General features: G+C 43.9%; 13 protein-coding genes. 9 read left to right on the top strand and 4 right to left on the bottom strand.

Translation table 11 applies throughout. The features are described 5' to 3' along the window. Positions 1-25: 25 nt before the first annotated feature. The 6 genes from M3P07_RS12045 (at position 26) to M3P07_RS12070 (ending at position 5,156) form a co-directional block, all read left to right on the top strand. Entirely contained in the window at positions 26-211 is a 186-nt protein-coding gene (locus tag M3P07_RS12045; RefSeq protein ID WP_249970160.1) for a CcoQ/FixQ family Cbb3-type cytochrome c oxidase assembly chaperone, read from the top strand. 4 nt (positions 212-215) lie between these two features. Further along, on the top strand, positions 216-1,166 hold the full coding sequence (locus M3P07_RS12050) for a cbb3-type cytochrome c oxidase N-terminal domain-containing protein (RefSeq protein ID WP_249970161.1): 951 nt from the start codon (positions 216-218) through the stop codon (positions 1,164-1,166). A gap of 67 nt (positions 1,167-1,233) precedes the next feature. Further along, the gene (gene ccoG / locus M3P07_RS12055; protein WP_249970162.1) at positions 1,234-2,643 is read left to right on the top strand and encodes a cytochrome c oxidase accessory protein CcoG; all 1,410 of its coding nucleotides are present in this window, start codon (positions 1,234-1,236) and stop codon (positions 2,641-2,643) included. Between the two features lie 66 nt (positions 2,644-2,709). Further along, positions 2,710-3,156: a FixH family protein gene (locus M3P07_RS12060; RefSeq protein WP_249970163.1), complete on the top strand. Its 447-nt coding sequence runs from the start codon at positions 2,710-2,712 to the stop codon at positions 3,154-3,156. Positions 3,157-3,160: 4 nt separating this feature from the next. Further along, positions 3,161-3,871 (top strand): sulfite exporter TauE/SafE family protein, encoded by a 711-nt coding sequence (locus M3P07_RS12065; RefSeq protein ID WP_249970164.1) that lies wholly within the window; start codon positions 3,161-3,163, stop codon positions 3,869-3,871. A gap of 16 nt (positions 3,872-3,887) precedes the next feature. After that, complete coding sequence (locus M3P07_RS12070) at positions 3,888-5,156, top strand: acetyl-CoA hydrolase/transferase family protein (protein WP_249970165.1); 1,269 nt, start codon at positions 3,888-3,890, stop codon at positions 5,154-5,156. Positions 5,157-5,234: 78 nt separating this feature from the next. Here M3P07_RS12070 and M3P07_RS12075 read toward each other — a convergent pair whose 3' ends face one another. Both M3P07_RS12075 and hemN read right to left on the bottom strand, forming a co-directional pair. Continuing rightward, positions 5,235-6,056, bottom strand: a complete 822-nt coding sequence (locus tag M3P07_RS12075) for a universal stress protein (protein ID WP_249970166.1) — start codon at positions 6,054-6,056, stop codon at positions 5,235-5,237. Positions 6,057-6,075: 19 nt separating this feature from the next. Continuing rightward, complete coding sequence (gene hemN, locus M3P07_RS12080; RefSeq protein WP_249970167.1) at positions 6,076-7,431, bottom strand: oxygen-independent coproporphyrinogen III oxidase; 1,356 nt, start codon at positions 7,429-7,431, stop codon at positions 6,076-6,078. A gap of 156 nt (positions 7,432-7,587) precedes the next feature. Here hemN and M3P07_RS12085 point away from each other — a divergent pair, with 156 nt between their 5' ends. Together M3P07_RS12085 and M3P07_RS12090 are read left to right on the top strand one after the other, a co-directional pair. Continuing rightward, positions 7,588-9,435, top strand: coding sequence for a glutamate-cysteine ligase family protein (locus M3P07_RS12085; RefSeq protein ID WP_249970168.1), 1,848 nt, complete (start codon positions 7,588-7,590; stop codon positions 9,433-9,435). Between the two features lie 2 nt (positions 9,436-9,437). Continuing rightward, positions 9,438-10,634 (top strand): succinylglutamate desuccinylase/aspartoacylase family protein, encoded by a 1,197-nt coding sequence (locus M3P07_RS12090; RefSeq protein WP_249970169.1) that lies wholly within the window; start codon positions 9,438-9,440, stop codon positions 10,632-10,634. Positions 10,635-10,683: 49 nt separating this feature from the next. Here M3P07_RS12090 and M3P07_RS12095 read toward each other — a convergent pair whose 3' ends face one another. Both M3P07_RS12095 and M3P07_RS12100 read right to left on the bottom strand, forming a co-directional pair. After that, positions 10,684-11,409 (bottom strand): energy transducer TonB, encoded by a 726-nt coding sequence (locus M3P07_RS12095; protein WP_249970170.1) that lies wholly within the window; start codon positions 11,407-11,409, stop codon positions 10,684-10,686. Between the two features lie 78 nt (positions 11,410-11,487). Beyond that, entirely contained in the window at positions 11,488-12,210 is a 723-nt protein-coding gene (locus M3P07_RS12100) for a DUF2490 domain-containing protein (protein ID WP_249970171.1), read from the bottom strand. 260 nt (positions 12,211-12,470) lie between these two features. Here M3P07_RS12100 and M3P07_RS12105 point away from each other — a divergent pair, with 260 nt between their 5' ends. Further along, a complete protein-coding gene (locus M3P07_RS12105) occupies positions 12,471-13,259 on the top strand; it encodes a universal stress protein (protein ID WP_249970172.1) in 789 nt (262 codons plus the stop codon). Positions 13,260-13,265: the final 6 nt, after the last annotated feature.

A 13,265-nucleotide genomic window follows, 5' to 3' on the forward strand; every position in this document is an offset into this window, starting at 1 on the left:
CTTCCATCCAAAATCTAGAAAAACCATGTTAAAATTCGTAAAAAGCCATATGGAAACGATAGAGGGGGTAGCCAATTATCCCATGATATCGCTAATGATCTTCTTTGTATTCTTTGTGGCCTTGTTTTGGTGGGTATTTACCGCTACCAAGGAACATATCAAAGAAATGGGCGAACTGCCATTAGATAACGATCAACCTAACAAACTATAAAATTATGAGCACAAGAACACCCTGGTGGATTCGAATCCCTGTAATTTTCTTTTTGATCTTCGGATTGATGGAATACTTTATAGATTCAGGTGATAAACCTGCCATTATCGAATACCCGATCACACAGTTTTTCCTATTGTTGGTCCTGATGATTTTGATTGCTATTGAGCTGATTCTGAAATCCATAGAAAATGTGATGTTTCAAACCCTTTCCGAAGAAGCGAAGGCCAATTATTTGGAATCCAAGAGCAAAAAACGGGAGTGGACATGGGCCAAGAACCTGTACAAACGCCTCACTAAAAGTAGGGAGATTGAAAGGGAGAGCGAAATTATCATGGATCACAATTACGACGGAATCCGGGAGTTGGACAATGTTCTTCCGCCTTGGTGGGTATACCTATTTTACGGGACCATTATCTTTAGTGTGATCTACTTGGTACGTTTCCATGTTATTGGGGATTATGATCAGGCTGGTGAATATGAACAAGAAGTGGCCGCGGCCAAAATTGCGATAGAGGAATACAAAAAGACCGCCAAGGATTTGGTAGACGTCAATACGGTTGAGTTCCTATCGGATGCTACCGACTTGAATGCCGGTAAGAAAATCTTCACCGATAACTGTGTGGTTTGCCACATGGCCGATGGTGGCGGTGGAATCGGACCTAACCTAACTGACGAATATTGGATTTTGGGTGGAGGCATCAAAAATGTGTTCAACACCATCTCAGAAGGAGGTCGTGATGGTAAGGGAATGGTAGCCTGGAAACAAAGTTTGAAACCAGCGGAAATGGCCCAAGTAGCGAGTTACGTGCTTACTATGGGCGGGACTACCCCAGCTAACCCAAAAGCTCCTGAAGGAGATATCTGGATTGATCCCGATGCTCCCGAACCGACGGAAACCGAGGAAGCTCCTATAGAGCAAGCTTCGGACTCCACTGATGTAGCCATGAATTAAATTCTATTAAATTTCTTCCTTTTCGAGGGGAGACGTCCGAAGGACAGAGGGGTAAATCAAAATTGCAATGGAAGAAAATTTTAGGGATTCCATAGGTACCATTACCAAAGAAGGAAAAAGGGCTTGGATATATCCCAAAAAACCCAGTGGGCAGTTTTACAAGTATCGCAAATATGTGAGCTATGTCCTGTTGCTTTTTTTGTTTGCATCTCCTTTTATAAAGATCAAGGGACACCAATTTTTGTTGTTCAATGTGGTGGAAAGACGATTCAATATTTTTGGCTTTCCGTTTTGGCCACAGGATTTTCACCTGGTGGTGATTTCCATGATCATAGCAGTGATTTTTATTGCCTTGTTCACCGTGGCATATGGCCGTATTTTCTGCGGATGGATTTGCCCTCAGACCATTTTTATGGAAATGGTCTTCCGAAGAATAGAATACTGGATTGATGGTGACCGTGGTGCTCAGACCCGTTTGGACAAGGCACCCTGGAATGCCAAGAAAATCTGGAAACGTTCCTTGAAATGGACAATCTTTTTTGTTATTTCCTTTTTGATCGCCAACGTTTTTTTGGCATACCTGATCGGGAGTGACAAACTTATTGCCTACATCACCGATGGCCCTATGGCCCATATGGGAACCATGGTGCCCTTGCTCATTTTTACAGGGGTGTTCTATTTCATCTTTGCGTGGTTCCGGGAACAGGTGTGTATTATAGCCTGTCCGTATGGGAGACTACAAGGGGTATTGTTGGATAACAAATCCATTGTGGTGGCATACGACCATAAAAGGGGCGAAGGAGAAGCAGGACGCAAAAAGTTCAGGAAGAATGAGGATAGGGATGCGCTGGGCCATGGGGATTGCATTGATTGTTTTCAGTGCGTGAATGTGTGCCCGACCGGAATCGATATTAGAAATGGCACCCAGCTCGAATGCGTGAATTGTACTGCCTGTATTGATGAGTGTGACCATATCATGGAAAGTATCAACAAGCCTGTTGGGCTGATAAGATACGCTAGTGAGGACGAGATCAATAAAAAGGAAAAGTTCAAGTTTACGGCCCGAATGAAAGGATATACAGCTGTGCTGTTTGTCCTGACCGGAATCTTGATTGGAATGTTGTTCCTTAGAAACGAATTGGAGGCCAATATTCTTAGGCTACCCGGACAGTTGTATGAAAGAAAGGATAACAACATCATCAGTAATGTGTATACCTATAAATTGGTGAATAAAACCACAAGCGATGTAACCGATGTGAGTTTTAAATTATTGTCACATAATGGGGAGATTAAAATGGTTTCCCACGAAAGTTTTACGGTGCCCGCCGAGGAACTGGCCGAAGGCACTTTGTTCATAGAAATCAATGCATCTGCCCTTACGGGAGACAAGGATAGGCTTAAAATTGGAGTGTATAGCGGGGACAAACTTATTGAGACAACTGTAACCCAGTTCTTGGCACCAAGAAGTTACAATTAGAGCTCTGTGTGAAGCCTTAGAGAAAAATGCGATTAGCTCATAGTTCATCGCCTAAAACCAAATGAAATGAAAATTAATTGGGGAACGGGTATAGTACTGGCATTTGTGGCCTTCATCGCCTTCATCCTATATTTTGTGGTTCGAATGAGCACCGATGACAGGGCCAACCACGATTTGGTGACCGATGACTATTACAAGCAGGAACTAGCGTATCAGAAGGAAATCGACGCTTCCAGATCAGCTGCGGAAATGAACGCCCAACTCAGCATTGAAAAAACACCTGAGGGATTAAGGATTGTTTTTCCTAAACAATTCGAATACCAAAAAATTAAAGGAACAGTGTCCCTTTACAGACCGTCCAACAAGCACTTGGATCATAACTTTCCATTAAGTTTGTCCAATGCACATTTGCTCATACCTGACAATAGCTTGGTGGGCGGTCGCTGGGACATTGCCATAAAATGGTCGTATGAAGGTAACACCTTTTTGCACAAAGAGAAATTAACGTATTAGAATCATGTTGGCATCCGCGTTGGCATTGGGTTTTTTGGGAAGTCTGCACTGCTTGGGCATGTGTGGCCCCATTGCCTTTATGTTGCCATTGGATCGCGATAACAAAGCCAAAAAAATAGGCCAACTTTCCATTTATCATTTAGGACGGCTCATGGCCTATGGAACCATTGGAATCTTGTTCGGCTTTTTGGGCAAGGGGCTGTCCCTATTTGGGATGCAACAAAAGTTGTCCATTGGAATGGGAATCCTGATGATCTTATTAGTCTTCATTCCGGCCAAGGTTTTTAATGCCCATAGATTGTCAAGACCGATATATACCTTGCTTGGAAAAATAAAGTCCAGGCTGGGGGCCGAACTCAAAAAGAAAACCCCGGATGCCTTTTTGACCATTGGATTTTTAAACGGGTTTTTACCCTGTGGTCTGGTCTATATGGCACTTTTGGGGGCCATTGCTTTGGGAAATCCATGGCAAGGAGGACTCTATATGACACTTTTTGGCATGGGAACCATCCCTTTAATGACCACAGCAGCCTATTCGCACTCTATTTTTCCAACATCGGTGAAATCCAAATTCAGAAAGTTGGTTCCCGTATTTGTGGTACTTATTGGGGCATTGTTCATTGTCCGCGGATTGGGATTGGGAATTCCCTTTGTATCACCCAAACCCATGAGTCCCCAAATGGAAACAACCAGTATGGAGTGCCATCAACCTTAGAAATAAAAAAAATACAGTGAAAATAACATCAGCAGAAGAAGCCGTTGGCTTGGTTGAATCGGGAAACCGTGTCTTTATACAAGGAGCGGCCATGACCCCAAACGAACTTGTGGATGCCCTATGCGCGCGCCACAAGGAACTTGAGAACGTAGAGATTGTGTCCATCCATACAGAAGGGAGCGCCTTGTATACGGAAGAACCTTATTGCAATTCCTTTTCATTGAACTCCTGCTTTGTGGGGGGCAATGTCAGACAAAGTGTGAATACACCCAATGCTGGGTATATCCCCATTTTCCTAAGTGAGATACCATGGTTGTTCAAGCGGAATATACTGCCTTTGGATGTGGCCATTGTCCAAGTCTCCGTGCCGGACAAGCATGGGTATTGTTCCCTTGGGGTTTCCGTGGATGTTGCATTACCTGCGGTTAGGACCGCAAAGAAGATCATTGCACAGATCAATCCCTCAGTGCCGCGAACCCACGGGACCGGTATTGTGCATGTGGATGAAATTGAATTTGCCATCGAGATAGACCGACCTATCCATGAGCATAATCCCGGAGTAATTTCAGATTTGGAGCATAAAATAGGAACCAATGTGGCTTCCTTGATAGAAGATGGTGCCACCCTACAGATGGGTATAGGTAATATTCCGAACGCCGTGCTGGACAATTTGAATAACCACCAACGCTTGGGCATCCACACCGAAATGTTCTCGGATGGGGTATTGCCTTTGATTGAACAAGGCGTGATCACTGGCGTGGACAAGGCTGTAAAGCGAGGCAAGATTGTGAGCTGTTTTGCCGTGGGATCCCGTAAACTCTATGATTTTATTGATGATAACCCCATTTGTGATTTCCGCGATTCCGGATACACCAACGACACGGCAAGAATTCGAAGAAACCCAAAGGTTACGGCCATCAATAGCGCTATCGAAATAGACTTGACCGGACAGGTATGTGCCGATACCATAGGTAGTTACCAATTTTCCGGGGTAGGTGGGCAAATGGACTTTATAAGGGGCGCTTCCCTGTCCGAGGGCGGGAAGCCCATCTTTGCCATGTCCGCAAGCACCAAAAAAGGAGTTTCCAAAATTGTGCCCTTCCTAAAGGAAGGGGCTGGAGTAACCACCACGCGGGCACACGTTCATTATGTGGCAACGGAATATGGGGTGGTCAATCTCTATGGCAAAAACCTTCAACAACGGGCAAAGGCCCTAACTTCCATTGCACATCCAGACCATAGGGAAGCTTTGGAAAAGGCTGCCTATGAAAGATTTCATCAGTAAACTTCGCATTCAAGGATAAAAAAGGGAAGCTTTTAGCTTCCCTTTTCATCACGTAAAACCCAATCAAATACCAATCAATCAAATTTTAAAGGTTACAACAGCCGTATTGGAATGATTGGCAATATTTTCCCCAATGCTTCCCATGAAGAAGTGAGATAGCCCTCTTCTGCCATGGGTGGGTATACCTATGAGGTCGGCAGCAACGGAATCACTATAGTTAAGAACTCCTTTTTCTACCGTATAGTCGTTATAGATTTGAACCTCCAACCCAACTTTTGCCAGGTTTAGGAACTTGGAAACCCTGTTATAGGCATCTTCGGTACTCAAAAACTCATCTCCAGGGGTGTTGATGTACACCAAGTGCAATTGTGACTTAAAAGCTTTGGCCATTTCCACTGCCTTTAATAAGGATGGGACATTTTCCTCCTTAAAGTCACAGGCAAATACAAAACGTTCCGGCCTAAATCTTTCAACATTACCCTTTATCACCAAGACCGGAATATCTGCGGTTCGCACCACACGTTCGGTATTGGAACCGATAAAGATTTCCTGGAGCCCATCCGTTCCGTGAGACCCCATAACGATGAGGTCGGCATTGTGCTTTTCGGCAACCTCACTTACTTCACTAAATACTTTGTAATGCTTAATTATTGGCGTAATGCGGATATCTTTCAAATAGGCCTTGTCCAAAAACTCGCTGAATCGTTTTTCACCAATTTTGATCAAGTGTACAATTTGTTCTTGGGACACATAGCCAGAATCGGACATGATAGCTGGTGAAAGCTCCAGCATGTGAAGTACCAAAAGTTCGGATCCATGTTCTTTGGCCAACGAAGCGGCCACTTTTAGTGCTTTTTCGGATTGTTGCGAAAAATCTACGGGTACGATAATACTTTTCATTTTGATTCGGGTTTAAAAGTTAAACGGTCATGGAAAACAATCGCGTATCCGGCTTTCTTCTATGCAATTTTAGATCAAAAGCCATGCTGATGTTCCTGATAAATGGTCTTCCTTTAGGAGTCACTTTTATCCGGTTGGCGCCAATATCCACCAATCCGTCCGACTCCAGTTCGGCAAGGTTCTCAATGATTTTCTGAAAATCCGGGATTCTCATTTCCCCAAGTACCCAGCTTGTTTCAAACCGGCACATAAGGTTTAGAATATGCTTTCGTATTATTTGGTCCTCTTCACTAAGGATGTGACCCCTAAAAATGGGGATTACCCCATGGTCGACAAGATGTTGGTATTCCTCCACACTTTTCACATTTTGTGCAAATCCGTACCAGCTATCACTGATGCTGGAGACTCCCAGCCCAATCATAAGTTGGGTCTTGGAAGGGGTGTACCCCATAAAGTTTCTGTGTAGGGTCCCTTGTTCAAGGGCATGGTACAGACTGTCCGTAGGAAGGGCAAAATGGTCCATACCCACATCTTTGTATCCAAACTCGGCCAACATGGTCTTGCCCATTTCATATTGTTGTTTTTTCTCATCTGAAGTTGGAAGGTCGGACTCTTTATACCCCCGCTGCCCGTTCCCCTTCATCCAGGGTACATGGGCATAGCTATAAAAGGCAATGCGGTCCGGCTTTAATGCATTGGTTTTGACTATGGTTTCCTTAACGTCCTTTAGGGTCTGGAAAGGCAATCCGTAAATGATATCGTGGCCCACGGAGGTGTAACCAATTTCACGGGCCCATTCGGTCACTTTTTTTACGTTTTCAAAGGGTTGTATCCTATTGATCGCTTTTTGTACGGTTGTACTGTAATCCTGTACACCAAGACAGACCCTTCTGAACCCCACATCAAAAAGGGCCTGTAGGTGGGCTTTGGTAGTGTTGTTGGGATGCCCTTCAAAACTGAATTCCGGATGTGAAGCCTTTTTACCCAATCTCAAAATGCCATTTACAAGCATCTTTAGATTCTCCGGCGAAAAGAAAGTGGGGGTCCCGCCGCCTAAATGAATTTCCTTGATGATGGGTTTGGAACCCAAAAGCTCGCAGTACAGTTTCCACTCCTTCAGTACCGTTTGAACATATGGAAGCTCCAATTCGTGGCGTTTGGTTATTCGTTTATGGCAACCGCAGAACGTACACATGCTCTCGCAAAAAGGAAGATGGATGTATAGACTTAAGCCCTCTTCCGAAGATTCCTTGTAAGCTTGAAGTACACTGTTTTTCCATTTCTTCCCAGAAAATGTATCCAAATCCCAATAGGGAACGGTGGGATAACTGGTATATCGGGGTCCGGGGACATTATATTTTTGGACTAGGCACATAGCGTTTCAATTTATACACCAAAAGTACCTCCAGCCCCTTTCAAAAAACATGATAATTGTCAGGATGGCTTCCCCCTGGGCTGATAAGTATCATATTTTAACATGACCCCCCTTTGTAGTTTTATACCGTTCCGAAAAAATATCAAGTTCATAGATATGGGAGAGCATATTTCCAAAAGCAAGTTTGACCAAACAGAGCGAAAAGCCTTTGTGCAGCATCTTCTTGATGATATCAAAGCCTTGGAATTGATCTTGGATCAAGACCTTATCGAAAGTGATATCGTCCGCATTGGCGCCGAACAAGAGCTATGTCTTGTGGATGAAGGTTTTAGGCCATCTGGGGAGTCCATCAAATTATTGGAAGCCATCGATGACCCCCATTTTACCACCGAACTTGCCAATTATAACATTGAAATCAATCTAGATCCCTTTCAACTCCAGGACGATTGTTTTTCCCAAGTGGAGGAACAATTGACCGACTTGTTGGAAAAGGCAAAAACCAAAGCTACAAAGTTGGGGGTGAAGATTGTTTTGACGGGCATTCTACCCACCATCAGTAAAAATGAGTTGGGGATCGATTCAATGACCCCAGTTCCTAGATACTACAAACTAAACGAGGTGCTTACGAAATGTAGGGGCGACCATTTTGCCCTAAAAATACGGGGGGTGGATGAACTTACCTTACGGCACGACTCCGTGTTGTTCGAAGCGTGCAATACCAGTTTTCAATTGCATTTGCAGATTCCCCAGCAAGACTTTATTAAAAGCTATAATTGGGCACAGGCTATAGCGGGGCCCGTATTGGGTGTTTGCAGCAATTCACCTTTGCTCATGGGGAGGGAACTTTGGAAGGAAACACGGATTGCCCTTTTCCAACAGAGTTTGGATACCCGAAAATGGTCCCATGCGCTGAAAGAACAGGTGGCCAGGGTTGGGTTTGGAAACCATTGGCAAAAGGATTCAGTAGCTGAAATATTCAAGGAAGATATATCTGCACATCGTATCCTCTTGACCAAGCCCATTGCCAACAATTCCTTGGAACTTTTGGAAAATGGGGCCATCCCAAAACTGGAAGCACTGAGTTTGTACAACGGCACTGTTTATCGGTGGAACCGACCCTGCTATGGTCTAGGAAATGGGCAACCCCATTTACGGATCGAGAACCGCTATATCCCTTCCGGGCCTTCGGTCTTGGATGAAATGGCCAATTTCGCCTTTTGGGTAGGGCTTATGGTGGGGAGGCCCATTGAGTTTGACGATATGCCTAGTATTATGGACTTTAAAGAGGCCAAGCACAACTTTATCAAAACGGCCATAGCCGGAAGACAGTCGGTTCTCTCTTGGATGGGGAAAACCATTACCCTTAAAAAACTCATATTAAACGAATTTCTGCCCATTGCCCAACAGGGATTAATGAAATATGGGATTGAACCAAACGACATAGATCGATTATTGGGGGTTATTGAAGCCCGGGTGAAAATAGGTACAGGCGCCGAATGGCAGGTGAAAAATTTTAGGAACCTTAGGAGCCAAATGAAAACGGACTCGGTCTTGGTGAAATTGACCGAAGCCATGTATGATAACCAAAAAACGGATAAACCTGTGCATGAATGGCCAATGGTCAAAACTAAATCCGAGGCAAAGAAAATCCTCCAATGGGTAGGTCAAATTATGTCTACAAGACTCATCAAGCTGTATGAAAACGACTATGCTAACCTTGCGGTATCCATCATGCAATGGAACAACATTCATCATATTCCTGTGGAAAACGAAAAAGGAGAACTGGCCGGTCTCCTTACCTGGAGCCATATATCAGAACTCGAAAAAGAAATGCATGGAGACGATGCCTTGGTTTCGGATATTATGATTAAAAAAGTGGTAACAGTACAGCCAAGAACCAAAATAAAGACGGCAAAAAAACTAATGGACGAATACCAGATAGGAAGTCTGCCCGTTTGTGTGGGGTCGCATTTGGTGGGAATCATCAGCAAGGTGGATTTATAATTATGGTCAAAGTATATAGCAATGCCCTTGAAGAAACTATGGAAATAGACCGCATCATTGGTCACATTCAAGGGAGTGAACCAGGACCTACGGTGGTGTTTTTTGCAGGGATACATGGCAACGAACCAGCAGGGGTGTTTGCACTCAAACAAGTGTTTAGAGAACTAAAACTCCGTCAAACCAAAATAAACGGCCAGGTTTATGGTATTGCGGGAAACCTTGGGGCCTTGAAAAACAAAGTCAGGTTTGTGGAGAAGGATTTAAACCGGATTTGGTCTGCTGAAGAATTGGTCCAGATAGATGCCCAAGACGATGCAATTTCATCGGATGAAATGGAAATGAGGGAGCTTTATAAGCTGCTGACCCATATCCTGACCCTTAACCAACCTCCCTATTATTTTATTGATCTGCATACCACTTCGGGGGATACACCTCCTTTTATGGTGCTGAACGATAGCCTGCTCAATCGGAAATTTGCATCAAACTACCCCTTACCCATTATTTTGGGAATAGAGGAATACCTTTCGGGCGCCCTATTGAGTTATATCAACGAATTGGGATATGTGTCCCTGGGTTTCGAAGGGGGAAAGCATGAAGACATAGTATCGATTAGAAATTGTATCGATTTTATCCGGTTTACCTTGGGGATTACCGAGCTTGTGTCCTATTCAGTACAGGAATTGGACCGTTTTAAGCGGGAACTTTTAAGCGCAGGGGAGGTCACCAATAGGTTTTATGAAATCTATTATCAGTATGAAATTGAAACGGGGAGTTCGTTTATCATGGAGCCCGGTTTTGAGAACTTTCAAAAAATCCCAAAAGGCACCCAACTTGCTGTGGACAATGGGAATAGGCTGGTTACACATCGGAAAAGACAGATCTTTATGCCACTATACCAGGAGTTGGGCAGCGAAGGATTCTATTTTATCAGATCTGTTCCAAAAGTTTTGCTATGGATTTCAAAAGGGCTTCGGAAGTTTAAGGTGGACCATATTTTGGTGCGATTACCCGGAATCAAATGGAAATCCCTAAAAAAAGATGCCCTGCTGGTAGATCTTCGAATTGCCAAGTTTATGGTAAAATCGTTTTTCCATTTGTTGGGGTATAGGGCTCGACAGGTGAACCAGACCCATTTAGTGGTCAAAAGCAGGGAAGTGGCCTCCAAAAATGTTGACTATAAGGATGCCCGCTGGTTTTAGCCATAAAAAAACCCCTGAATTTCAACAGGGGCTTTTTTTGGGGTATTGATCAAAGCATTTTAAAGTTGATAGGAATTGCATAGGTTACCCTTGTGGGCTTACCTCGCTGTATGCCTGGTTTAACTTTTGGAAGTGACGAAATGATTCTAATAGCCTCTTCCTCGAGCAATCTATCCGGTCCCCTTTGTTTAATGTTGGTGACACGACCGTTGGAATCGATGACGAACTGCACAAACACTTTTCCTGAAATCCCCATTTCAAGGGCGGTCTTTGGATATTGGAACGTGTTTCTAACATGCTCCTGAACTTTCTGATTGAAGCATTCCTTGCGTTCTTGTTCTGTGCTCAGGTCTTCACAACCGGGAAACACGGGAACATGTTCGATTACGGCAAAGGGAACAATTTCCTCTTCCTCGATCTCACCGACATTTACGTCGTCGATGTCAACGATCACATCCTCAATATATGCGTCTTGGTTACTCTCCGTGCTTTCAATAAGCGTTTCCTCAATGTCTTCCACATCTTCAACAATTTCGATTACATCGGGGGCGGATGGTGGAGGGGGAGGAGGTGTGGTACGGACCATTTCGGTGATAGGAACTTCTTCCTTAAGGTCGTCCATAACATGGACCACATCCGAAAATTGGGTCTCCTTGTCATAGGTCTTGACTTCCAATGATTGCCAGGTAACAAATAAAACCGAAGTCAAACCTATCATAAAGTATAGGCTGCTGTTGCGACCTATGTCTGCGTTAGGGTTCTTTTTTGGTCTCATGACTTAACTTATTTATCTCAGATAAAGTTAGGAGGCAAGGCTGTCATAAAACATGATAAAGGTCATGTGGACAAGCTTTCAGGGAGGTGGAAGCAATGTTGTCACGTCCGCTTTCCCGGAATTCGTTTTAGACCGCACATCTAGCGTAAAGGAAATTCCCATTCGGATGGCGCCCAAATACGAATGGGGGAAGTGGTTTTTCAGATATCCAATATCCACTTTAAGGTTTGGGGAAAGCGCTCTACCTAAACCTATATAAAATCTGTTTTGGTTGAAGAACGCCCCACTTAGGTTTACAAAGAGCTCGTTAAAAGTGGTAATATAGTAATTGCCGCGAATAGGTCTATGGAATAGTAATCTGTACCGCGCCCTGTTGTTAAAATGGGTTTCATTGTTATTTCGGATCCATCGATTTTCGAGTCTCCAGCGATGGGAAAGGACCCCTCTTCTTAGAGGTTGCTTCAACGAAAACTCCTCGTAGATCCAATACTGATAAATGTGGGATGTTTCCCCGGTATCCATATAGGTTTTTGTATTCACATGGGCGATTCCACCTGTAAGGGTGGTCGTTTTATTAAAATGAAAGGAAGCCCCGGTTCTAATAAAGGAGAAATCATAGGAATCGAACAAATCGTGATGCCTAAGTATTCCGGACAAGGGAATGCTCCAATGTTCACTGAGCTTGTTGGTTCCTGAAAACTCAAGCCAAGATCCAGCACTCTGTTCATCTATGGATTGGGAATAAACCGCACTTTGAAAAATAAAAAAAGCGAACAGGAAAAAACATTTTGCACGCCCCATTACAATGGCTTTGAAAAATTGAATCGCAAAGGTTGGTATTTGGTTTTGGGAATAACATGATAGTTGTCAGGTCTTGAATCCAATTTTTGGTGAAGACTCCCAAGTTACAGGGTAGGTGCATCCATGAAAAAAAACATTATGGTCGGGAAAAACATGTGAATAGGAAGTCATAAAATCCCGAACCTGACTTCTATCATGTTTTAGGTGCCAGCCCGGTTCTAATTTTGAATCGAAGATTTTAACCATTTAAATTTTTAGGTATGAGCATCAAGAAAATAGTAGTCCCGTTCGATTTCTCCGAAGCATCTGTAAATGCCTTGGAATATGCCCTGGTTTTCGCAGGCCCAACACGGGAAGTGCAACTTCAGGCCCTGTATGTTTCGGCCATGCCCGTTACAGAAACACAGGAAGATAAGTTAAGGACCGATTTTAGGCAGGTCTTGGGTTCCTTGAATGGAAAATCAAAATTGGCACCAGCGTTTGCTACGGTAACCGGAGAGGTAATCAGTTCCATCTTGGATTGGCAAAAGGAGAACAATTCAGATTTGATCCTTATGGGCACCATGGGAGATAAGGTGACTGATGAGGCAATTACCAATACATCGCGCTTGGTTCTAGAGGCCAATTGTCCCGTAATCTCGGTTCCTTTTGGCACTCCCATCAAAGCCCCCAAGGATATTGCCCTAGTAATGGGCGGGGAAGAGATTGATGACAAGGTCGTACTTAGAACCTTGCTGGATGTGGCCCGGACATTTGATTCCAGGGTACATGCCCTGACCATCTATAAAGATTCCGTGTATGCCGAGGAATCCATTGTGGACAGTACGGAGAATCTGTTGGAGTACTACTTGGAACATTTTTATGAGGAGCACGCCTTCAGTAAAAATCAGGATGTGGAAGAAGGCATTTTGGAATACATCAACAAAAAAAATATTGACTTACTGGCCATCCTGCCGAGAAACCACACCAGGTTAAGCACACCTTCCGAAGGGCGATTGACAAAATTGTTGACCCTTCACTCGGAAATTCCTGTACTGACCTTGGATTAATGGTGA

It is taken from the genome of Flagellimonas myxillae, assembly GCF_023502235.1.
GTDB lineage: Bacteria > Bacteroidota > Bacteroidia > Flavobacteriales > Flavobacteriaceae > Flagellimonas > Flagellimonas myxillae.